Here is a 21,797-nt window from a genome sequence, read left to right as displayed (position 1 = left end):
TGACCCTCAGCGGTAATCATTGAACAGGTCCGGGCGTGGTGCAGTGGATTCGCGCAGCACGATCTTCGGTGCAACGATACGCTGCTCCGGCGCGCCTCGCAGTGGCTGGGCGATGCGCGACAGCAGCAGCGCTGCAGCGCTCTCACCCAGTTCGCGAATGGATTGGCCGACGGTGGTCAGTGCCGGGAACACGTAGCGGCTGAGCTGGATGTCGTCGAAACCGATCACCGACAACTCGCCAGGAACGCAAATATTGCGCTCGGCGGCAGCGCGCAGCACGCCGATGCCGATCATGTCGTTGCCAGCAAAGATCGCCGTCGGCCGCTCGCCATCCAGCAGCTGTGCAGCGGCGCCGTAGCCACCGAGGCTGGTGAAGTCACTGTTGACGATATGGTGGTCAGGCACGCTGATACCGGCTTCGGCCAGGGCGCGCTGAAAACCGGCCAGACGCAGTTGCGCGGTACTGGTGCTGGCCGGGCCGCCGATACAGGCGATGTCCCGATGCCCCAGCTCCAACAAATGACGGGTCGCCAGGTAGGCACCCTGCTCATGATCGATGCTCACCAGATCAGCTTCCACACCTTCCAGGGCACGGTCCACGATGACCATCGGCGTGCGCACGCTGGCCAGGCTGCCCTGCAGGTCGCTGTCTTCACCAACCGAGGCGACGATCAAGCCATCGATGCGTTTTTCCAGCAACACACGCAGGTAACTACGCTGCTTTTGCGGGTTGTCATCCGAGTTGCACAGAATCACGCAATAGCCGTTGCGCTCACAGGCATCTTCGATGCCGCGAGCCAGCTCGGCGAAATACGGGTTGACGCTATTGGGTACCAACAGGCCGATGGTTGCGGTACTACGTGCCTTGAGTGAGCGGGCCACGGCGCTAGGAACGTAGTCGAGCTCAGCGATGGCGGCCTCGACTTTCAAGCGTACTTGTTCGCTGACTGGCCGGGTTTTGTTGAGCACATGGGAGACGGTGGTGTAAGAAATGCCCGCCAGTGCTGCGACGTCTTTGATGGTTGCCATGGTTCAGTTCCGCCGACTTGCACGTCGGCTACGGTAGGTGTCGAGGACCACGGCGATAACGATGACCGCCCCGGTAATAATGCGTTTGGTCGGTTCTGACGCGCCGATCTGGGCGAGGCCTGCGGCCAGCACCGAAATAATCAGGACGCCGAAGAAGGTGCTGATGACCGAGCCACGCCCGCCCATCAGGCTGGTACCGCCAATCACCACTGCAGCGATGACCTGCAACTCCAGGCCCGAACCGGCGTTAGGGTCGGCGGCCTCCAGGCGGGAAATCTGGAACAGTGCGGCCAGGCCGGCCAACAGCCCCATCAGTGAAAACACCATGATCTTGTACGGACGCGGATCGATACCGGCCAGGCGCACCGCTTCTTCGTTGGTACCGATACCGATCAGGTAGCGGCCGAAGACTGTGCGGGTCAGCACCAGTTGCGCGACGATGATCACCAGCAAGGCAATGAGAAACGAGGGCGACACTCCAAAGGCCAAGGGGTTGGAGAGCCAGGCAAAGGCATCGCCGATATAGGCGGTACGCGAGTCGGTCAGTTGGTAGGCCAGGCCACGGGCCATTTCCAGCACGCCCAGCGAGACGATGAACGACGGAATCCGCCAGGCCACGGTAATCGAGCCCGTAATGCTCCCGGCCAGCGCCGCTACACCCATGCCCAGCAAGGCGGCGGGCAGCACGCTCCAGCCCCAGCCGAGGATCGCCACGCTGACCGCCGACGCCGCCAGGGCCAGCACCGAACCTACCGAGAGGTCGATGCCACCGATGATCAGCACGAAGGTCATCCCCACTGCCAGGACCATCAGGTCGGGAATCTGATTGGCCAGGGTGCTGAAGGTGGCGTACGACAGGAAATGGCTGCTCAGCAGCGAGAACAGCACAATCATCGCCAGCAAGGCACCGGCCAGGCCCAGGTAGGTACCCAGCCCGTAGTAGCTGCCACTGCGTTTGGCGTTAGGGACGGTGCTGTCCAGTGGTGGGGTTTTCATGGCGTCATCCTGGGTGCCGCTTCATGCAGCAACGCGTCACGTTTCTGATAGCCGGCGAAGGCCGCGGCCAGTAGTTGGTCCTGTGTCCAGTGCTCACGCTCAAAGGTGTCGATCAGGCGCCCGGCACTGAGCACAGCGATACGGTCACAGATCAGCATCAACTCGCGCAGGTCACTGGAGACCACCACCAGCGCCTTGCCCTGGCGCGCCAGTTCGGCGAGCAAGCCGTAAATATCGAATTTGGCACCGACGTCGATGCCCCGCGTAGGTTCATCAAACAGCAGCACCGCACAGTCGCGCTCCAGCCAGCGGCCGATCACCACTTTCTGCTGGTTGCCACCCGACAGCTCGCCGACGATCTGCTCGGCGCTGGAACTACGAATGCGCATGGCGCCGATCTGACGTTGGGCCAGTTCACGCTCAGCCTGACTGTTGAGTACCCCGGCACGGGAAATGGCAGCAAGGTTACCCAGGGCGATGTTGGCGCTGATCGATTGCGACAACAGCAAGCCCTCGCCCTTGCGGTCTTCGGTGATCAGTGCGATACCTTCGCGCACCGCCGCCACCGGCGAATCGACCCGTACCGGGCGCAACGGATTGCCCAGTTCGATGCTGCCGCTGTCAGCGCGGTCGGCACCGTAGATCAAGCGCAGCAGCTCGGTACGACCAGCGCCGATCAAGCCGGAAATACCGAAGATTTCGCCACTGCGCACAGTAAACGACACGTCACGCACTTTATCGCCACGGCTCAGGCCGTTGACTTTGAGCAGCGGCGCGCCGATCTGACGCTGCCCCAGGTCGATATGCTCGGCCAGTTCGCGCCCCACCATCAGATTGACCAGCTGCGCGCTGGTGTAACGGGCCATAGGCTCGACACACACCAGCTTGCCGTCGCGCAGTACTGCGATGCGTTGGGCGATGCGCTTGAGTTCTTCCAGGCGGTGGGAAATGTAGACGATGGCCACTCCGCGCTGCTGCAGGCGTTCGATCTGGGTAAACAGCAGCTCAACCTCGCGAGCGGTGAGCATGGCGGTAGGCTCATCGAAGATCAGCACATGGCAATCGCCGATCAGGTTGCGGGCAATCTCGACCATCTGCTGATGACCGATGCCCAGCTCGCCCACCGGCGTGTCGGGGTCGATCGCCTCCAGGCCAACCTGGGCCATGGCCGCCTGGGCCAACTGGCGAAGACGCTTGCGGTTGATCCAGCCGCCGCGACTGGGCAGGTTATCGAGAAACAGGTTCTCGGCCACGGTCAGGGTCGGCAACAGGTTGAGCTCCTGCATGACCATGCGCACACCCAGCCGCTCGGCCGCAGCGCGGCTGCCAGGCCGGTATGCCTGCCCCTGATAGTGCATCTGCCCGGTGGTGGGAGACTCCAGGCCACCGATAATTTTCGACAGGGTACTTTTGCCCGCGCCGTTCTCGCCGGTCAGGGCCAGCACTTCGCCGCAGTACAGGCTCAGGTCGATGTCGCCGAGCACCGGCTGGGCGTAGGTCTTGCCGATCGCGCTGACTGAAAGTACGACATCCGCAGTCGCTGACATTGCCTGATCTCCTGGCGCCTGCCCGCAGGCTAGCGCACACCGTGCGACTACTGTTTGGTCACTAACTCAACCGGGGTCTGGATAACGTTGTCGGCATCCACTTCAGGTTTTTCGCCCTTGAGCATCTTCAACGCCGCCTCGATACCGAACACTGCCTGTTTGGCCGCGTACTGGTCGGCCGTGGCGAGCACGCGACCGTCATTAAGCATCGGCTTGATGGCATTGATGTTGTCGTAACCCACCACCTGGACCTGGCCGGTTTTGCCCGCCGCGCGCACCGCCGAGACGGCACCCAGCGCCATGCTGTCGTTACCGGCCAGCAGTGCCTTGATTTCAGGATGGGCATTGAGCATCGAGGCTGCGACGGCATTGCCCTTGGCAATTTCCCAGTCGCCTGATTGCAGCGAAACGATCTTGACCTGCGCCGCCTCCATCGCATCCTTGAAACCGGCGGTGCGTTGTTGGGCGTTGGTGGTGGTCGAAACGCCTTCGATAATCCCCACCTCGTCACCGGCCTTGAGTTTTTTGGCCAGGTACTCACCCACCAGGCGTGCACCTTTGCGGTTGTCAGGGCCTACGAAGGGCACGCTGAGGTGCTTGCTTTTGAGCACGTCAGGGTCCAGACGGTTGTCGATGTTGACCACGGTGATACCGGCATCCATGGCCTTTTTCACCACCGGTACCAAGGCCTTGGAATCGGCCGGTGCAATAACCAGCGCGTTAACGCCGGAGACAATCATTTGCTCAACGATACGGATCTGATTGCCTGAGTCGGTTTCGTCCTTGATGCCGTTGGACACCAGATCGAATTCACCGGCGTGTTCTTTCTGGTAGGCCTTGGCGCCGTCTTCCATGGTCAGGAAGAACTCGTTGGCAAGGGACTTCATCACCAGCGCGACTTTGGGTTTTTCTTCAGCCACGGCCTGGGACAAGGGCATGGCAAGCGAGAGCGAAGACAGTACAGCAATCGCCAGGAGGCGTCCTGCGAATGGCAATTTCATGGGTTTACTCCGGATTTTATGATTTTTATCGGGTCGCAAACGTTTGCATCAGCCAACTATGCGAAGGCAACCAGACTTTGTCAAATTAACAACCGGAAACACTCTGGAAGTTGCGCGTCTGAATTATCGTCAAAACGCAGCAAAAACCGAACCCCCCACTGTAGGTGGCATTCGGATTTCCGAACATTCACCGTCAGAGCAACCTTAGCGGATATTCCGCAGAGGCTCAGCCCTGCCTGGCGAAAACACTCTCTTCCGCAGTAGGAAATAAAACTAGCAGCCCCGCGTCCTCGTTAAAAAAAGCTAAATACGCTGCAGCAATCTGCACAGTTCGCGGTCTCATGCGCTGTTTCACCGACAAGCTGTTGCGATTTTGCTTACAGTGAAATACTGTATGCGCATACAGCAAAATAAGGAACATTTCGTGGCCAGCACCTCCGCTCCTGTCAGCAGTTACGAGCAACTGGGTATTCGCATCCAGAAAATCATCAACTCACCGACCGCACAAAAGGCCCGCGCCGCGCTGATTTTTCGCCTGGAGCAGGAGTCTCCTGATGATTGGGCGACTTTGCTGGAAGAAATCGCCGAAAACGACAACGTCACCCTCGCCTATCGCGATGATGGCGGCGTGCAGATCTTCTGGGTTGTACCCAAGGAAGATTGAGCCCCCCTTCTTACACACCGCACATTCGGCTCATCGATAACGACCCCGAACTTCGCTTTCCACCCACTGAGGTGGAGAGCGTGCGCAGCATCCGCCACCTGAGTTTGAAACGTCTTTTATGAAGAAACTGCTTTGCGCGCTAACACTCGCCTTTTCTGTTATTTCCGCTGCCTTCGCCACCCCTCCGGCAACTTTCTCCGAAGCCAAAGTCGTCGCTAAACAAAAAATCTACCTCGACCAGGCCAACAGTGCGCTGGGTGAGTTGTACTGCGGCTGCAAGTGGACGTGGGTGGGGAAATCGGGTGGCCGCATTGACCCTGAATCCTGCGGTTACCAGACCCGTAAACAACAGAATCGTGCCGAGCGCACTGAGTGGGAACATATTGTTCCTGCCTGGACGCTCGGCAACCAACGTCAATGCTGGAAAAGCGGCGGCCGCGAAAACTGCGTGGACAAAGACCCGGTATTTCGCGCCATGGAAGCCAACCTGTTCAACCTCTACCCTTCGGTGGGCGAAGTGAATGGCGACCGCAGCAATTTCAACTACGGCATGGCCTCTGGGGTCGCGCCTCAGTATGGCCAATGCACCACCCGGGTCGACTTCAATCAACGCGCCGCCGAGCCGCGCGATGAGGTCAAAGGGTTGGTCGCCAGAACCACGTTCTACATGTTCGACCGATACAAACTGAACATGTCTCGACAGCAGCAACAGCTACTGATGGCCTGGGACAAACAGCATCCGGTTTCCGCCTGGGAAAAAGAACGCAATCGGCGCATCGCGGCAGTCATGGGGCATTCCAACCCGTTCGTAACCGGCGAGCGGCACTGGACGCAAGGCTACAAACCAGTGGGTGACGGCGTTGTCAGCAACATTGCCGCCAGCCCTGCACGAGCAGCAAGCCAAGCCACCCTGGCAAGTGCAGGCACAAGCGGTTTGATCATTGGTAACCAGAAAAGCCACGTCTATCACTTAGCTTCTGGTTGCCCTGGCTACGCGCAAGTTTCGGCGAAGAACCAGGTCACTTTTGCATCGGAAGTTGAAGCGCAAGCGGCGGGATATCGTAAAGCAGGCAACTGCAAGTAACCGAAGTTGCTGACTGGCCCCGGCAAGCCAAAGCAACGCATTGCCTGAACAACCTCAACGGCTCAGCGCCTGCAGATAGGCGCTGGCCTGTTAGTAACGAGCCAGTCGGGCCATGTCTTCTGGGCCCGGCATGGCGATGCGCGAAAGATCGCTGTTGTCGGCAAGGTCGGCCAGTTTCACCTCCCGCGCCAATGGGTCATCCCCCAGGCGAATGACAAACGCCTCGTAACTTTCCTCTTCACGGCGGCTCAAGGCCTGCACGGCGGCGAGAATCTTCAGGGCAAAGCCTTCTCGCGCCAGATCCGACAAGGTGATGGCGGAGTCTTCGAGCACATCGTGCAACACCGCAACAATGCGCTGTTCGACCGTTGAAACCCGCAACATGACCCGCAACGGATGCAGAATGTAAGCGCTGCCGCCCTTGTCCTGCTGTCCTTCATGCGCCCTGGCCGCCACCGCAATGGCCCGCTCCAGCGTAGACATAAGGCCCTCCTGGTTATCGCTGCCGGCGCTTCAGGCGCGCCATGCTGTAGACATCGACAAACACCCCGTCACGCAAAGCATAGTCAAGCAATTGACCTTCGACTTCAAAGCCTTGGCGCTTGTACAGGGCCAGCGCCGGTTGATTGTCGGTGAACACCGTCAGTTCGATACGCTGCAGCCCCATCCAGTTGTCTGCCACTTCAAGCACCGCGGCCAACAAGCGGCTGCCGACCCCCTGCCCCTGCCAGGCTGCGGCCACTCCCATGCCGATGCTGCCGCAATGGCTACGGCGTATCCGGGGATTCTGCTCCAGCGAGCAATTGCCGATCACCTCCCCCTGATGCAGGGCGACCAGCGACAACAAGCGCTCGTAGTCCACCCCAGGGCCCAGGCGCTTACGCCAGTTCTCTTGGGTTTGATAGGGCAACTGCAAGGCCTGGCGGGAGACACTGGGGTCGCTGTACAGCGCAACCAGCCCGTCAATGTGCTGTTCGGTGGCGCGCTGCAAGGTTATGGCGGGGGATGAATCCTTCATCACGGCTCTCCTTGAGGTGAGCCGTGAGTGTACGGGGCAAGCGAAGGCGCTGGCTAGCGGGTAGCGCCGTGCTGAATGACGATGGAGTCAGTGCCCAGACGCGCCATCACGTCGGCCTGGCGGGCTTCGGCATCGGCTTTGCTCGGGAACGGGCCCAGCAGCACCACAGGTTTGCCGTCGCGGTACTCCACCGAAGACGGGATCTGTTTTTCGATCAGGCGTGCGGTCATGTCGCTCAGTGCGCCCATATTCGGGCCCTGGACTATTTCCACGTCCCAGCCTTCAGGGGCCGGTTGCTCGGCCAGCGCATCGGCACGGCGCTGCAGATCGGCACCGCCGCAGTGTTCGCGAATCTGCAGGTTGCTGCCCTTGTCGGCGAGGGTGATCTGGTAGCCGTCGGCCTGCTTGATGGCCACGTAGCTGCGGTAAGGCAAGAAAGTGCCGCTGTCGTCTTTGCTGCGGACCTGGCCGCAGATCGCACCCAGCTTGTCGATTCGCACGTTGCCGAATTTGGCCGTTTTCGGGTTGGGCAGTTGCTCGGCAATCTGCTTGTGCACGCCTTCGACTTCATTTTCACAACCGGCCAGGGCCAGCACAGCCATTACCACCGCGATTTTGCGCACGCGCTTATCTCCTCAATGCAAGCGGCGGATTCTAGCATTGATAACGGCGCGCGGGGCCGATTAAAGCGCCCCCCACCACGGGTGGCGACCTACAGCTTGAACATTTATAGGGTCCCCTTGGCAATGTGCAGAAGCCCCTTCGTACGCCAAGTACCGGGCCCTCCATCGACAACAAGAGAACAATCAAGATGAACGCTGCTTGCTCCCGCCTGACCGTCCTGGCGACCTGCCTCGCCCTCCCCCTGCTGGCCAGCGCCGAAGGCCAACAGGCGCCGGCCAATCCATACCTGGCACAGTCTTACAACAACCAGACGCACTGGAACGACGCTGCATCGGATAGCACCGACATCAGCGTGGCCCGTGGCTCGTACAAGGTCACCCCAGACTCCTATCGGGTTGTGCCGAATGAGTCGGCCAGCCTGATTCAGTACTACGACAAGGTAAACGGTACGGATGTCTACTGGTACTGGGCCGGTTTCTCGCTGCGCAAGCTGAAAATTGAAGACAACTTCCAGTTCACCGAAATCGCCCGTGTCGATGTGCCGATGAACCTGCCCAACTACCAGCCGATCAGCCCTGAGCAGCGCCTGAAGCAGGCTGCAGACACCCGCAAGCTGCTTGAAGCTGGCGACGAGCAGGGCCTGCTGACGTACATGCAGAGCCAACCCAACCGCATGTTGACGGCGACCACCGACCAGGTTCTGGGCGGCGCGATCTACTCATTGCTGACCCGCGACAATGCCTTCATTGGTGCCAGCGGGCGCAAAGTGTTCCGTATCGACCAGAACGATCCGAAAGACCCGCTCTCGAAGATGAAGCTCAGCCATGAGGTGAAGTTGCCCGCTGAGCTGTTCAACGATGCCAAGGTCAAGACTGCGTTGGGTATCCCGGCAGACGTGACCTTCGGCATGGGCATGACCGCCAACGGTTTCCTGGTGGTCAACACCATGGGCGGTGCCGTCGCCACCCTGGACCGCAACACCCTGGAACTGATCGACAGTTACCGCCTTGAAGGGAGCGACGAGCTGTTCCTCAACAGCTTTGCCACCGGCCCCGAGCTTAACGGCGGCGCCGTTTACGTGGCCTCGAACCAGAACATGTACCGCCTGGTGGTGGACGCCAACGGCAAGATCCATGCAGACGAAAACAGCGGTGCGTGGAAAGCAGCCTATGATCGTGGCGTACGCTTCGATGCCGTGAAGATTGCCGATGGCACCGGCTCGACCCCGACGCTGATGGGCTTCGGCGCCGACGAAGACAAACTGGTGGTGATCACTGACGGGGCGAAAAAGATGCGCCTGGTGGCCTTCTGGCGTGACGGCATTCCGGCAGGCTGGAAACAGAAACCCGGTACCCTGTCGGCGCGCATCGCCGACCAGAAAACAGTGGAAGTCGGGAAAGGCATCGACACCGTGCAGTCCGAGCAATCGGTGGCGGTGTATGGCCAACACGCCTTCGTGGTCAACAACATTCCGGCCCAGCCCAAGGCCAGCCTGGCCAAGTCCAACTACTACGTGACCCTGCTCAATGGCGTAACCCGGCCGATGCCCCAGGGTGTGGCCATGCTCAAGTGGGACAGCGACAAGGACGCTTGGGCGGCCGAATGGGCACGCAGCGATGTCAGCTCGATCTCGGTGGTACCGATGATCAGCGGGGGTAGCCGCATGGCGATCATCAACGGTTTCTACGCCAAACATCCGGGTCAGGGTTACCACATTGGTCTGGATCTGGACACCGGCGAAACCGCACTGGAAATCGCCTCGGGCAGCGACCCGCTGTTCAATGGTATGTACGCACCAGTGAAAGTCGACCGCCAAGGTCGCCTGATGTATGGCATGGCCTTCGGCCTGGTGCTGATGGACACCACGCGCATGGAAAAAGTCAGCGCCACCCCGTCTCTGTCGCAACGCTAAGCGGGTGATGCCCAGCATGGGACTGGGCTGCTTGTCGCGGCGCAAGGCCGCTCCTACAGAAGATGTGGGAGCGGCCTTGCGCCGCGAAAGGGCTCAAAGCCAATAGCTAAGCTTCAAGGCGAAGCAACGAAGCATGCTCATCGTACGGCTGATAACGTGACTGCCGATCCCGACACACGCGAATCATCGCCACCCGCGGATCACGGGCCAGCACCATCCTGCCGCGACGGGCGATCAGATGATCGAGCAACTGCTCCTTCTCCTCCACCAGGCACTCAGGATTGCGTGCATGAGCACTGGCCACATCCAGCTGCAACCAATGGGTCCCCGGCACCAAATCACCAGCGAAAATCAACGGGCCTGAAGGCGAATCGATCTCTGGCAACAACTGCCCAGGCGTATGACCATCGCTCAGGTGCAGGCGCCAGCCCTCCCCCAACTGCTCACAAGACCCACCCTCAACCAGGTCCAGCCGTTCACTGCCCTGCAAACGACCGAGTATCTGCGGTACGAACAACCGCCGGTCACGCGGATGCGGATTGTTCGCCCGATGCCAGTGGCGCGCGCCAACCAGATAACGCGCCCGCGGAAACAGCAGCCGCGGCAGCTCTCCGTCGGCAGCGGCCGCCTGCATATCCGCAGGCAGCAGTGCATGCAAATGGCTGAGCAGCACAACATGAATGTCGTTCTCGCTCAGCCCCAGCCTGGCCAGCCCCTCAAGCAAACCATGCCGGTGCTGCTGGCAGCGACAGGTCGTGGGCAGCGGCGCAAGCAGTATGTCGGCACCGGCGAGCAGCAAAATATTGCGTCCCTCTTGTTGCACCAACAAGGCACGCGAAGGCAGCTCGACCTGGTTCTGATGATCGGGCCTTATCCAGTCCGACCACACCTGTTGCGGCGTAGAACCAAACAGCACACCGCCATCCATGCGGCGGCCGGGCGCATTCAGAACAGTGAATCTACGGGTCACGGCATCGCCTCATCTTAAAGGGGCACCGCCGGCGGGCGGCGCGGATTGTCTGTTCAGACTCTACCCACACCGCTGGTATGCCGCGCCCCCCTACTCGGGTAGGGACATTTCTTGCGCGTTTGCCCTAAGGTCCCAGAACCCTCGCACATTGGCGCACAACAAAAACAAGCGCCCACGCCACGGAGACCGTCAATGTCATCACCATCCGAGCAGGTCCTGTCGTTTGCCCCACCGTCCACCGCCGAAGCCGACGCCGTATTGCGCAAGGCCCTCTGGCGCCTGCTGCCGCTGCTGTTTCTGGGCTATGTGATCAACACCATCGACCGTGCCAACGTCGCCTTCGCCAAACTGCGCATGGCTGAAGACATCGCCCTGACCGACGCGGCCTACGGCATCGGCGCGGGCATCTTCTACCTCGGCTATATCCTCTTCGAAGTGCCGAGCAATATGTACATGCAACGGGTCGGGGCACGGGCCACCCTGGGCCGCATTATGATTCTCTGGGGCCTGGTGACCGTGGCCACAGCCTGCGTCACCACGCCTACCCAGTTGATTGTTGCGCGCTTTTGCCTGGGGGTGGCGGAAGCCGGGTTCTTCCCCGGGATGATTCTTTACCTCACCTTTTGGTTCCCGGCTGCCTGGCGGGCGCGCATCACCGCCGTACTGCTGATGGCGGCGATGAGCGCCGGGATGATCAGCGGCCCGCTGGCGGGCTGGATCATGAGCCACTTCGATGGTTGGCTGGGGCTCAAGGACTGGCAGGCGCTGTTCGTGCTTGAGGGCATCCCGGCGATCCTGCTGGGCATTCTGGTGTGGTGCTGCCTGGCAGACCGCCCGGCGGACGCGCGCTGGCTCAACGACCGCGAAAAATCGGTGATCGCTGCGACCCTGTCACAGCAAGCAGGCGCCGGAGCCGCGCCGGCACGCCTGATCGATGTGTTGCGCCAACCACGGGTGTACATTGCCGGCCTGGTGTTCTTCTGTATCTACAGTGGCTCGAACACCGTGTCGTACTGGATGCCGACCCTGATCCGCAGCTTTGGCGTCGAGGATCTGAAGCAGATCGGCCTGATCTCCAGCCTGCCTTACGCCGGGGCGATTGTCGGCATGTATGTGCTGGCGCGCAGTTCCGACCGTCGCCTGGAACGCCGCTGGCATGTCGCACTCACGGTGTTGCTCAGTGCCCTGTGCTTCCTGCTGCTGGGACCGGCCCAGGGCCATCTGCTTGCATCGGTGATCCTGATGAGCGTGGGCGCAGCCGCAGCGCTGTCGGCGGTGTCGCTGTTCTGGACCATTCCTCCGGCCCTGCTGACACCGTCCAGCGCCGCCATCGGCATTGCCGTGATCAGTTGCATCGGCGGCCTGGCAGGTGTGGTCAGTCAGGCGGCAGTCGGCGCGATCAAATCGGCCACCGGTAGCTTGTACCTGGCCTTCGACATGATCGCGATCACGCTGATCATCGGCACGCTGTTGCTACTGTTCGGCATCCGTCGCGAACACTTGAGCGACAACAAACACTGAGCCCAAGGACTTACCACCATGCACGTTGACGCCGCGATTCGCTCGCGCAAATCTGTCCGCCGTTTTCAGCCGTGGCCAGTGCCGCGCTCGACCATCGAGCAACTGCTTGAGCTGGCCGCCCGCGCGCCCAGTGGCAGCAACACCCAACCGTGGCAGGTGCAGGTCGTTACCGGCCAGCGCAAGCAGGCACTGTGCAGCGACATTTTGCGCCACGTAGCCGATGCCGGTGCAGCGCAACCCGAGTATGCCTATTACCCCGAGCACTGGTTCGAACCCTACCAGGCGCGACGCCGTGACGTGGGCTTCGAACTCTACGAAACCCTGGGGATCGTACGCGACGACAACGCCGCACGCCGCCGCCAGGAACTGCGCAACTTCAGCTTCTTCGACGCGCCGGTTGGCCTGTTGATCAGCCTCGACCGCCGCCTCGGCGCTGGCAGCTTTCTGGATCTGGGGATGTTCGTTCAGACCTTTATGCTGGCAGCCAGGGCCCGCGGCCTGCATACCTGTGCCCAGGCTGCCTTCGCCGGATACCACCAGGTTGTGCGTGCACATGTGCCGCTGCCTGCCGAGCAACTGTTGGTGTGCGGTATCGCCTTGGGGCATGAAGTACGGGATGCGGCGGAAAACAGCTTGAAGACGCCGCGCGAAGCCTTGGCAGGTTTCGCGAGTTTCCATGGTTTTGCCGATTGAGACGCGGGCGTGTAGGAGCGGGCTTGCCCCGCGATGCGGTGAGTCAGACAAACCGCAATCGCGGGGCAAGCCCGCTCCTACAGTGCCCAAATGCAAAAAGGGCGATCCTTGCGGATCGCCCTTTTTGTCGAGATTTGGTAGGCACAATTGGACTCGAACCAACGACCCCCACCATGTCAAGGTGGTGCTCTAACCAACTGAGCTATGTGCCTGCTGTGGGGCGCATATTACGCAGGTATGTACCTGTCGTAAAGCGAAATCTTATAAAAAAACCAAAAAAATCAGCAGCTTTAGGCCAGGCATAAACCGCCCGTGTGGGCCCGGGGCACAATCTGGCAGACACACGCAAACAGATGGCAAGCAGGCACAAGGACGGCGCGCAGCGACGACTTAGTATCCGGAGCTACTCATTCGAGTTGCTCGCCGACACTAATAAGAACGGAACCCCGTCCATGTACAAGTCGCCCTTGCTTCACCTCTCAACGCTCGCTTTGCTGGTCAGCGCCGCCACCCAGGTGGGTGCCTATGAGCTGTACGCCGATGACAACAGCCACCTGAACGCCAACCTCGAAGCGGTGTTCGGTGTGTTCCATAGTGAGGAAAACTACGCGACTTCCGGGCGCCTGGCGCCTGGCTCGTCGTCGTGGCGCGAGGGTTACATCAAGTACGGCCTCAGTGGCGACCAGGGCCTGGGCGGTGCCGGTAGCGCCTACGGTGCCTTCGCCCTGCTCAGTTCCGGCACCTGGGGTGACGGCGATGCCGCCGGGTTCAGCGATGGCTCCGAGCGCACCACCAAGATCGAAGACGCCTACCTCGGCTGGCGTTCCGGCAACCTGTTTCAAGCCCTGGGCGAAGATGGTGTCGACCTGTCATTCGGTCGCCAGAACGTCAGTGTCGGCGATGGCTTTCTGATTCAGGGCGACTCGCTGAACATCGGTAAAGGTCTGGCCGATGGCGAGTTCAACCGCGGTGGTGCCTACTACCTGGCTGCGCGCAAGAGCTTCGACCAGACTGCCGTGCTGCGTCTGGGTGGCAAGGAAGGCTGGCGCAGCGACCTGATGTGGCTCAAATCGGACAACCGTGCCCAGGCCAAGACCGAAATGCACGTCGCCACCCTCGAGCACGTGGCCGAGGCTGGTACCGTTGGCCTGACCTACATCGGCACCACCGATGTCGATGAGCAGTACGCCTCGCCAGCGCAACTGGAACGCGACGGCATGAAGACCTACAGCCTGCGCGCCAACGGCAATGCCGGGGTGGAAAACCTGTTCCTTTCCGGCGAATACGCCCATCAGGACAAACCGCACACCGCCACCGAAGACGCCTGGTACCTGGAGGCCGGCTGGACCTTCGCCGACGTCGCCTGGAAGCCAAACCTCAGCTATCGCTACAGCCGCTTCTCGGAAGGCTACGACACCCTGTTCTACGGCCTGAGCCGCGGTTTTGGCACCTGGTTCCAGGGTGAAGTTGCAGGCAACTACGCCGGTCCGTTCAACAGCAACTCGCGCATCCAGAAAGTCGGATTCACCGTGTCGCCGCTGGAAAACCTGAATGTGGGTGCACTGTGGTTCAACTTCGACACCATCGACCGTGACCTGGGCAACACCGACGGCCAAGAATTCGACCTGTATGCGGAATGGACCGTCAACGAGCACCTGATGGTGATGCCGCTGATCGGCCTCTACCAACCGGACAAGAGCGCCGAGCAAGGCGGCACTCAGTTGGGCAGCAACGACAACAACCTCTACGGCCAGCTGGTGTTCGCCACCTTCTTCTGAAGCCTTGCGGGTGATGGCGCTGCCGTCACCCGCCCTGGATGCATCCCGATCTGAGTCCCTGTCATGCGCCGCAGTCTCCTGACTATCCAGAACAAGATCACCCTGCTCGCCAGCCTTTGCCTGTTACTGATCGTCGCCCTTTTGGTGGGGCTGTCGCTGTATCAGGCCGGACAAAGCAGCGAGCAGGTCAAACAGGCCAGTAGCAGCATGCTCGCCAGTGCCGCCGAGCGTCACATGCAGGCGCTGGCCAAAGTGCAGGCCTTGCAGGTGCAACGCACCTTTATGCAGACCCATGAATACGGCCAGGGCCTGTCACGCTACCTGCTGTATTTGCGCCAACGTGCGCAACACGGTGAACTGGCGCCGCAACAACTGCGCCAGGAAATGACCCGGCAACTGCGCCAGGCCCTGATCGACAAGCCCGACCTGCTCGGGCTGTATGTCATTTTCGAAGCCAACGCCCTGGACGGCGAGGACCGCCAGTTCGCCAGTCAGGCCGAGCTGGGCAGCAATGAAGCCGGACGCTTCGCCCTGTACTGGGTGCAGAGCACTCCCGGCGAGCTGCAAGCGGTGATCGGCGACGAGGGCCTGCTGGCCAACACCCAACCCGGTCCCAGCGGCAGCCCGTACAACGCCTTCTATACCTGCGCCCGCGAACGCCGGGCTGCGTGTGTGCTCGAACCCTACTTCGATGAAGCCTCCGGCACCCGCAAACTGGTCACCAGCATTGCCTTCCCGCTGCTGGAAAACGGCAAAGTCATCGCCGTTATCGGCCTCGACATCAACCTCGCCGCCCTGCAACAGAGCAGCGAAAGCAGCAGCCGTGGCTTGTTCGACGGCAACGGCAGAATCAGCATCATCAGCCCCAGCGGGGTGATGGCGGCGCACAGCCAGGATGCCAGCCAACTCGGCCAACGCTTGAACCAGGTATTGGGTAGCGCTGCCGACGAGGTCATGGGCGCCTTGCAGCGCCAGCAGGCCAAGGTGTTCGCCGACCCGACGCAGATCAAGGTACTCGAACCGCTGCAGCCGATCGACGGCGCCGCGCCCTGGGGCATTCTGGTGGGCGTACCGCAGCAGGTCCTCCTGGCACCAGTGCAACGCCTGGAGCACGCCCTTGACCAGCAACGCGAGCACACCACCAACCTTGAACTGCTGCTCGGCGGCGGTGCGGCGCTGCTTGGCGTACTGCTGATCTGGCTGGCGGCCCTGCGTATCACCCGGCCGTTGCAGAGCCTGACGCACATGCTCGAAGACATTGCCCAAGGAGACGGCGACCTGACCCGCCGCCTGAACGTGCAGTCGCGCGATGAGATCGGCCAGTTAGCCAGAGCGTTCAACCATTTCGTCGAGCGCATCCACAGCTCGATCCGAGAAGTGTCTTCGGCCACACGCCAGCTCAACGAGGTAGCCACTCAGGTGGTCAACGCGTCCAACTCGTCGATGGCCAACTCCGACGAACAGGCCAGCCGCACCAACAGCGTCGCCGCCGCGATCAACCAGCTCGGCGCGGCCGCCCAGGAAATAGCGCGCAACGCCGCCGACGCCTCGCATCAGGCCTCTGACGTACGCCAGCTCGCCGAAGAAGGCAGCCAGGTATTGGCCAGAACCATCGCCTCGATGCACCAGCTGTCGAGCAAAATCAGCGCCTCCAGCAGCACGATCGAAACGCTCAACAGCAAGACCGTCGACATCGGTCAGATCCTTGAAGTGATCAAGGCCATTTCTGCACAGACCAACCTGCTCGCCCTCAACGCCGCCATCGAGGCAGCACGGGCCGGTGAAGCCGGGCGCGGCTTTGCCGTGGTCGCCGACGAGGTGCGTAGCCTGGCCTATCGCACACAAACTTCGGCACAGGAAATCCAGAGCATGATCGAGGGCCTGCAGGTGGATGCCCGCGACTCGGTCACGACCATGAGCGAAAGCCAGTGCCACAGTGCCGACAGCGTGGTAATCGCCAATCAGGCCGGTGATCGCCTCGGCAGCGTGACCCAGCGTATTGGTGATATTGATGGAATGAACCAGTCGGTCGCCACCGCCACCGAAGAACAAACCTCGGTGATCGAGGCCCTGAACATGGATATCACCGAAATCAACCTCCTCAACCAGGAAGGCGTGGAAAACCTCAACGCCACCCTGCGTGCCTGCGCCGACCTGGAACAGCAGGCCGCCCGCCTCAAGCACCTGGTGGACAGTTTCCGCATTTGAGGCACCTTCCCCGCTGTGCAGTCCGCAGCCCCTGCCCGCCCGGCCAACGGCCAGTGACAGGCAGCGGTTGCGGACTGGCACAGGCACACAACGGGTTGGCAGACACAGCAATGTCCCCTGCACGCCCTCAGGGCAGACTAGGCCAGTGAACCCTGTCGATGCCTTCGCGACCCGCTAAATCCAATAATTAAGGGAGCCCCCCCTGATGCGAATAACCAGGATCCTTGCTCAAACCACACTGGCTCTTGGTGTGTCACTCGCCGGCCTGCACACCGCCCTGGCCGAGTTGCCCGCCGACACCGGCATCGGCCAGACCGTGCTGCCCTCGCCGCCTTCGCCGCACCGCGCCTACATGATCGACGTTGAGTTCGACAGTTTCGTCGCCGGTCGCGTGATCGTGATTGACCCGGATCAGAAGCGTTTCCTCGGCATGGTCAGCACCGGCTTCGCCGCGCCCTCAACCCTGAGCCGTGACGGCAAGCTGCTGTACAGCGCTGACATCTTCTATTCGCGCGGCACCCGTGGCACCCGCACCGACGTGCTGACCGCATGGAACACCTCGACGCTGTCGCCGGACTGGGAAGTGCAGATTCCTTCCAAACGCTCTGAATCGCTGACGCAGCGTTTCGGCCTGTCCACCAGCGCCGACGACCGTTTCGTCTATATCTACAACTTCACCCCCTCGACCTCGATCACCGTGGTCGACGCCCAAGCCAAGGCTGTGGTCGGCGAAATCGCCATTCCCGGCTGCGTGCTCAGCTACCCGGTGGGCAAACGCCGCATCGCCTCGCTGTGCGGCGACGGCAGCATCCAGCTGCTGACCCTCGGCGACGACGGCAAGGAAACCGCCCGTACCCAGACCAAGTTCTTCGACCCGAACGCGGAGAAACTGGTCGAGCGTGCGGTGAACGTCGGTGACACTTTCTACTTCACCAGCACCACCGGCACTGTGCACACCCTCGACCTGTCTGGCCAGGAAGCGAAGATCCTGCCGACCTGGTCACTGGTCAGCGATGAAGAACGCAAGGCTGGTTGGGCGCCGGGTGGCTGGCAGCTGATGGCGGTGGCGCCGAAACTCGACCGCCTGTATGTGCTGATGCACGACGCCCACGAAGCGATGAAGTGGGAAGACCCGAGCAACACCATCTGGGCCTTCGACCTGAAAACCCAGAAGAAGATCGCCACCCTGAGCACTGAAGGCGCGCCGATCTGGAGCCTGCAGGCTACCAGCGATGCCAACCCGCTGCTGCTGGGCATCAACGTCGGCGGCGGCATGGATATCTTCGACCTCAAGAGCAACAAACACACCGGCACCATGGAAAAGCTGCATAAAACCGCCACGCAGATTCTCAGTCACTGAGCGAGGTGAGCCCATGCTTATCGACCCGATCTACATTCTCGCCAGCGCGATCACCGTTGCGGTGATCCTGGCCAGCGCCGCGACCCACAAAGTCCGCGCGCCGGCCCGCTTCGCTGGGCAACTGGAAGACTACCAGTTGCTGCCGAAGGTGCTGCTCAAGCTGATTGCCCGTGGCCTGCCGCTGGTGGAAATCGGCGTGGCGTTCGCCTTGCTGGTTCCGGCCAGCCGGCCGAGCGCTGCGCTGCTGGCCGCCGCCTTGCTGGCGCTGTACGCCGCCGCCATCGGCATCAACCTGTGGCGTGGCCGCGCCGACATCGACTGCGGCTGCTCCGGCCCCGATCAGGCGCAACCGCTGCGCCCGGTGCTGCTGGCCCGTAACAGCGTGCTGGTGGCGCTGGCGCTGGTTGCCGGCATTGCCCCACAGGCCCGCGATCTTGGCTTTTTCGACGGCTTCGTGGTGATCGCCGCGAGCACCGTTCTGCTGCTTGTTTACGCTGCTGCCGAAGGCCTGCTGGCCAACGGCCCTCGTCTGTTCAAACTTATTGGAAGGTGAATTATGGAAGGCTTGATCGTCTCCAACATCCTGCTCTGGGCGCTGCTGATCGCCTTGTCTTTCGCCGTCATGGGCCTGGTCCGTCAGATCGGTGTACTGCACTCGCGTCTGGCCCCGGCCGGCGCGCTGATGGTCGACAAAGGCGTCGCGGTCAACGAACCGGCGCCACAAGTCACCGCCGCTGACCGCAACGGCCGCCCGGTCAACTTCGGCTACGCCGGTGAGAAAGCCCAACTGCTGTTCTTCCTCTCGCCAACCTGCCCGATCTGCAAATCGCTGCTGCCAGCGATCAAGTCGATTGCCAAAGACCAGGCCAACCGCCTCGACGTGGTGTTCGTCAGTGACGGCGACATGGACGCTCAGCAAAAGCTGATCCAGGAACACAAACTCGAAGACGCCACCTACGTGGTCGGCCCGGAAATCGGCATGACCTACCAGATCGGCAAGCTGCCTTATGCCGCGCTGATCGACCAGCACGGTGTGCTGCGTGCCAAAGGCCTGGTCAACTCCCGTGAACACCTCGACAGCCTGTTCGAAGCCGAGCACCTGGGCAGCGCCACCCTGCAGCAGTACCTGCACGGTCATGACCACGCGCATGCGCATGATCACAGCACGCCCCACTCCCACGCATAACGATAACGAAAGGAGAGCCCCATGAAACTCCTCGACCGCCTGTTCGAGCGCTCCGCCCGCCACGTCGCCGACACCACCTCGCGACGCAAACTACTCGGCCGCCTCGGCTCGCTGATGATTGCCGGTGCCGCCCTGCCCGTGCTGTTGCCGATCGACCGTACCAGCAAGGCACTGGCCGCCGACAAGCCGATGGCAGGTGACCCGGGAGATCCGAACAGCTGCGACTACTGGCGTTATTGCTCGGTCGACGGCTTTCTGTGCTCCTGCTGCGGCGGTAGCGTGAACGCCTGCCCACCTGGCACCGAAGCCTCCCAGGTCACCTGGATCGGCACCTGCCGCAACCCGGCCGATGGCAAGGACTACATCATTTCCTATAACGACTGCTGCGGTAAGCACAGCTGCAACCAGTGCGCCTGTACCCGCAACGACAGTGAGGAGCCGGCCTATCGCCCGTTCAACAACAACGACGTGAACTGGTGCCTGGCGGCCAAATCGCACATCTACCATTGCACCGTGTCGATCATCCGCGGCGTCGCGATCTGAGATGGCCCGGACCATGCGCTCATTACTGATCGTCGGTCTGACCTGCGCCCTGGCAGCCCCGCTTGCCATGGCGCGCGCCATCCCCAATCCGAACCAGAAGCACGCCCCGGGCAACGAGGCCGTGCAAACGCCGATCGCCGAGGCGGGCTACAGCAACGCGGTGAACTACCAGTTGCAATGCGCGGGCTGCCACCTTGGCGACGGCAGCGGCTCCCGGGCCAATGATGTGCCGCGCATGAAGGACTTCGTTGGCAACTTCCTCAAGGTTGACGGTGGACGAGAGTTCCTCGTGCGGGTGCCGGGCATGGCTCAGTCGGCACTCAACGATGAACAACTGGCCATGCTCATCAACTGGCTGATGCGCAAAGACGGCATTGCTGGCAGCAGCCTGCCCGAACACTACCAACCCTACACCGGCGAGGAAGTGGCCGCGGTGCGGCGCCAGTCGTTGCTCAACGTGCCCACGGTGCGCGGCGGCCTGATCACCCAGATGCGCGCCAAAGGCATCGCGATCGAAGACGGCATGAGTTACTGAGCCCGCTCCTACCAAGTGCTGGCTTACTGCAGGGCCAAAGGCGTAAGCGCCTTTGGCCAGCTTCGTTCTGCAAAGCCCTCCAGGCACAGGGTAGCGTCGTGCTCGATCCAGCACACATACGCCCCACCCTTGGCCAATGAGGGGTACTTGAATGTTTTGCTGATTTCCCTTGAGGCGCTGACGATTTTGCCCGGCAGTGTGCATTTGATGATTGAATAGAAACCCGTTGTGGTGAGTTCACGCGCCTGCACCACAAAGTGTTCACGCTCAACACACCACCCTGCCAGACAAGACTCATCATCAAACAAGTACTTCAACGCTTGCAGCTCGACCTCATCAAGGCGTGCCGGAAATGTCGTACTGGAAGTATTTTTTGCGAATCGCATCATAAGTCCCATCCGCATGAATAGCTGCCAATGCCTGGTTCAACTCGGTAGCCAAAGGATCCTTTTTACGTACGGCAATACCTGCGCCCGTGCCAAAGTACTTTTCTTCGGTAAAGGGCTCGCCAACGAATTGATAGTCTGCGCCACCCGATACTTTCAACAGCCCTTCCTCGATGGCAACCGAGCCTGCCAGGGCCGCATCCAGACGCCCGGAGAGCAGGTCCAGGAACACCTCGTTCTGGCTGCCGTATTTGACGATCTGCGCCCCTGACGACTCGAAGCGCTCGGTTGCGTAGCGGTCAAAGTTGGTGGCGCGCTGCACACCGATGCGTTTGCCGGCCAAATCAGCGGGAACCTGGGTGATGCCGCTATCTTTGCGGGTGACCACGCGGGCGGGCAGACGGTAATAGCTGGTGGTGAAATCGACCGATTTCAGCCGTTCTTCGGTAATAGACACCGATGAGATAGCGGCATCGATTTTTCGAACCTTCAGCGATGGAATCAAGCCATCAAATTCTATTTCGATCCACTTGCACTTCGCCTGCAGCTTGGCACACAACGCTTCGCCGATGTCATAGTCAAAGCCGACCAGCTTGTTGTCAGGGGTTTTATAGGCGAACGGCGGGTACGCCGCTTCAATGCCAATGCGCAGCTCTCGTTCACTGGCATGGGCATTCGTGAACAGCGCAAACACCGACAGCCAAGCCACCACCGAAAGACCCGTTTTCAATTTCATACATTG

At 61.2% G+C, this 21,797-nt stretch carries 22 protein-coding genes, 1 tRNA gene and 1 pseudogene; 13 read left to right on the top strand and 11 right to left on the bottom strand.

Translation table 11 applies throughout. The annotated features are described in order from the left end of the window. Positions 1 to 6: 6 nt before the first annotated feature. The 4 genes from ACP6KB_RS10130 to ACP6KB_RS10115 are packed head-to-tail and all read right to left on the bottom strand — an operon-like array spanning position 7 to position 4,573. Positions 7 to 1,029 carry a LacI family DNA-binding transcriptional regulator gene (locus ACP6KB_RS10130; RefSeq protein WP_442113587.1) on the bottom strand — a complete coding sequence of 341 codons (1,023 nt, stop codon included), beginning with the start codon at positions 1,027 to 1,029 and terminating at the stop codon, positions 7 to 9. Positions 1,030 to 1,032: 3 nt separating this feature from the next. Next, positions 1,033 to 2,025, bottom strand: a complete 993-nt coding sequence (locus ACP6KB_RS10125) for an ABC transporter permease (RefSeq protein ID WP_442113586.1) — start codon at positions 2,023 to 2,025, stop codon at positions 1,033 to 1,035. Further along, the gene (locus ACP6KB_RS10120; RefSeq protein WP_442113585.1) at positions 2,022 to 3,572 is read right to left on the bottom strand and encodes a sugar ABC transporter ATP-binding protein; all 1,551 of its coding nucleotides are present in this window, start codon (positions 3,570 to 3,572) and stop codon (positions 2,022 to 2,024) included. The genes ACP6KB_RS10125 and ACP6KB_RS10120 overlap by 4 nt, the downstream gene beginning before the upstream one ends. Positions 3,573 to 3,619: 47 nt before the next feature. Beyond that, the gene (locus ACP6KB_RS10115; RefSeq protein WP_442113584.1) at positions 3,620 to 4,573 is read right to left on the bottom strand and encodes a sugar ABC transporter substrate-binding protein; all 954 of its coding nucleotides are present in this window, start codon (positions 4,571 to 4,573) and stop codon (positions 3,620 to 3,622) included. A gap of 394 nt (positions 4,574 to 4,967) precedes the next feature. On the opposite strand from ACP6KB_RS10115, the gene ACP6KB_RS10110 reads away from it, so the two are divergent. Next, a complete protein-coding gene (locus ACP6KB_RS10110; RefSeq protein WP_442113583.1) occupies positions 4,968 to 5,237 on the top strand; it encodes a DUF1654 domain-containing protein in 270 nt (89 codons plus the stop codon). Positions 5,238 to 5,355: 118 nt separating this feature from the next. Further along, positions 5,356 to 6,321: an endonuclease gene (locus ACP6KB_RS10105; protein ID WP_442113582.1), complete on the top strand. Its 966-nt coding sequence runs from the start codon at positions 5,356 to 5,358 to the stop codon at positions 6,319 to 6,321. 90 nt (positions 6,322 to 6,411) lie between these two features. On the opposite strand, the gene ACP6KB_RS10100 is transcribed toward ACP6KB_RS10105, so the two are convergent. From ACP6KB_RS10100 to ACP6KB_RS10090, 3 genes are read right to left on the bottom strand one after another with little or no spacing between them, the layout of a single operon-like run. Further along, positions 6,412 to 6,804 (bottom strand): GTP pyrophosphokinase, encoded by a 393-nt coding sequence (locus ACP6KB_RS10100; protein ID WP_442113581.1) that lies wholly within the window; start codon positions 6,802 to 6,804, stop codon positions 6,412 to 6,414. Positions 6,805 to 6,817: 13 nt separating this feature from the next. Then, positions 6,818 to 7,339: a GNAT family N-acetyltransferase gene (locus tag ACP6KB_RS10095; RefSeq protein ID WP_442113580.1), complete on the bottom strand. Its 522-nt coding sequence runs from the start codon at positions 7,337 to 7,339 to the stop codon at positions 6,818 to 6,820. Positions 7,340 to 7,392: 53 nt separating this feature from the next. After that, positions 7,393 to 7,962, bottom strand: coding sequence for an SPOR domain-containing protein (locus ACP6KB_RS10090; protein WP_442113579.1), 570 nt, complete (start codon positions 7,960 to 7,962; stop codon positions 7,393 to 7,395). A gap of 188 nt (positions 7,963 to 8,150) precedes the next feature. Between ACP6KB_RS10090 and ACP6KB_RS10085 the strand changes: the two genes are divergently transcribed. Next, entirely contained in the window at positions 8,151 to 9,875 is a 1,725-nt protein-coding gene (locus ACP6KB_RS10085; protein ID WP_442113578.1) for a hypothetical protein, read from the top strand. Between the two features lie 106 nt (positions 9,876 to 9,981). Here ACP6KB_RS10085 and ACP6KB_RS10080 read toward each other — a convergent pair whose 3' ends face one another. Beyond that, the gene (locus ACP6KB_RS10080) at positions 9,982 to 10,845 is read right to left on the bottom strand and encodes an MBL fold metallo-hydrolase (RefSeq protein WP_442113577.1); all 864 of its coding nucleotides are present in this window, start codon (positions 10,843 to 10,845) and stop codon (positions 9,982 to 9,984) included. A 192-nt stretch (positions 10,846 to 11,037) separates the two neighbouring features. On the opposite strand from ACP6KB_RS10080, the gene ACP6KB_RS10075 reads away from it, so the two are divergent. Both ACP6KB_RS10075 and ACP6KB_RS10070 read left to right on the top strand, forming a co-directional pair. After that, positions 11,038 to 12,366, top strand: a complete 1,329-nt coding sequence (locus ACP6KB_RS10075; RefSeq protein ID WP_442113576.1) for an MFS transporter — start codon at positions 11,038 to 11,040, stop codon at positions 12,364 to 12,366. An 18-nt stretch (positions 12,367 to 12,384) separates the two neighbouring features. Continuing rightward, complete coding sequence (locus ACP6KB_RS10070; protein ID WP_442113575.1) at positions 12,385 to 13,059, top strand: nitroreductase; 675 nt, start codon at positions 12,385 to 12,387, stop codon at positions 13,057 to 13,059. A 135-nt stretch (positions 13,060 to 13,194) separates the two neighbouring features. On the opposite strand, the gene ACP6KB_RS10065 is transcribed toward ACP6KB_RS10070, so the two are convergent. Beyond that, positions 13,195 to 13,271, bottom strand: a tRNA-Val gene (locus ACP6KB_RS10065). A gap of 240 nt (positions 13,272 to 13,511) precedes the next feature. Between ACP6KB_RS10065 and ACP6KB_RS10060 the strand changes: the two genes are divergently transcribed. The 8 genes and pseudogenes from ACP6KB_RS10060 to ACP6KB_RS10025 all read left to right on the top strand — a co-directional run bounded on the left by ACP6KB_RS10060 (position 13,512) and on the right by ACP6KB_RS10025 (position 20,669). Further along, the gene (locus ACP6KB_RS10060; protein WP_442113574.1) at positions 13,512 to 14,837 is read left to right on the top strand and encodes a hypothetical protein; all 1,326 of its coding nucleotides are present in this window, start codon (positions 13,512 to 13,514) and stop codon (positions 14,835 to 14,837) included. Positions 14,838 to 14,900: 63 nt separating this feature from the next. Continuing rightward, positions 14,901 to 16,187 (top strand): annotated as a pseudogene (locus ACP6KB_RS10055) (HAMP domain-containing protein); the annotation flags it as partial. 93 nt (positions 16,188 to 16,280) lie between these two features. Next, positions 16,281 to 17,045 (top strand): methyl-accepting chemotaxis protein, encoded by a 765-nt coding sequence (locus tag ACP6KB_RS10050; protein WP_442114287.1) that lies wholly within the window; start codon positions 16,281 to 16,283, stop codon positions 17,043 to 17,045. A gap of 205 nt (positions 17,046 to 17,250) precedes the next feature. Then, on the top strand, positions 17,251 to 18,405 hold the full coding sequence (locus ACP6KB_RS10045) for an amine dehydrogenase large subunit (RefSeq protein ID WP_442113573.1): 1,155 nt from the start codon (positions 17,251 to 17,253) through the stop codon (positions 18,403 to 18,405). A 13-nt stretch (positions 18,406 to 18,418) separates the two neighbouring features. Beyond that, positions 18,419 to 18,958: a MauE/DoxX family redox-associated membrane protein gene (locus tag ACP6KB_RS10040; RefSeq protein ID WP_442113572.1), complete on the top strand. Its 540-nt coding sequence runs from the start codon at positions 18,419 to 18,421 to the stop codon at positions 18,956 to 18,958. 3 nt (positions 18,959 to 18,961) lie between these two features. Then, positions 18,962 to 19,591 (top strand): methylamine dehydrogenase accessory protein MauD, encoded by a 630-nt coding sequence (gene mauD, locus ACP6KB_RS10035; RefSeq protein WP_442113571.1) that lies wholly within the window; start codon positions 18,962 to 18,964, stop codon positions 19,589 to 19,591. Between the two features lie 21 nt (positions 19,592 to 19,612). Further along, on the top strand, positions 19,613 to 20,134 hold the full coding sequence (locus tag ACP6KB_RS10030) for a methylamine dehydrogenase light chain (RefSeq protein ID WP_442113570.1): 522 nt from the start codon (positions 19,613 to 19,615) through the stop codon (positions 20,132 to 20,134). A 13-nt stretch (positions 20,135 to 20,147) separates the two neighbouring features. Further along, entirely contained in the window at positions 20,148 to 20,669 is a 522-nt protein-coding gene (locus ACP6KB_RS10025; RefSeq protein WP_442113569.1) for a cytochrome C, read from the top strand. Between the two features lie 23 nt (positions 20,670 to 20,692). Here the strand turns inward: ACP6KB_RS10025 and ACP6KB_RS10020 are convergent, their stop codons facing one another. Next, the gene (locus ACP6KB_RS10020; RefSeq protein ID WP_442113568.1) at positions 20,693 to 21,058 is read right to left on the bottom strand and encodes a hypothetical protein; all 366 of its coding nucleotides are present in this window, start codon (positions 21,056 to 21,058) and stop codon (positions 20,693 to 20,695) included. Further along, entirely contained in the window at positions 21,006 to 21,791 is a 786-nt protein-coding gene (locus ACP6KB_RS10015; protein ID WP_442113567.1) for a transporter substrate-binding domain-containing protein, read from the bottom strand. The genes ACP6KB_RS10020 and ACP6KB_RS10015 overlap by 53 nt, the downstream gene beginning before the upstream one ends. Between the last annotated feature and the right edge of the window lie 6 nt (positions 21,792 to 21,797).

The sequence above is a fragment of the Pseudomonas sp. NUPR-001 genome (assembly GCF_052147955.1).
Lineage (GTDB): Bacteria > Pseudomonadota > Gammaproteobacteria > Pseudomonadales > Pseudomonadaceae > Aquipseudomonas.
This window is presented reverse-complemented; position numbering and strand designations above follow the sequence as displayed.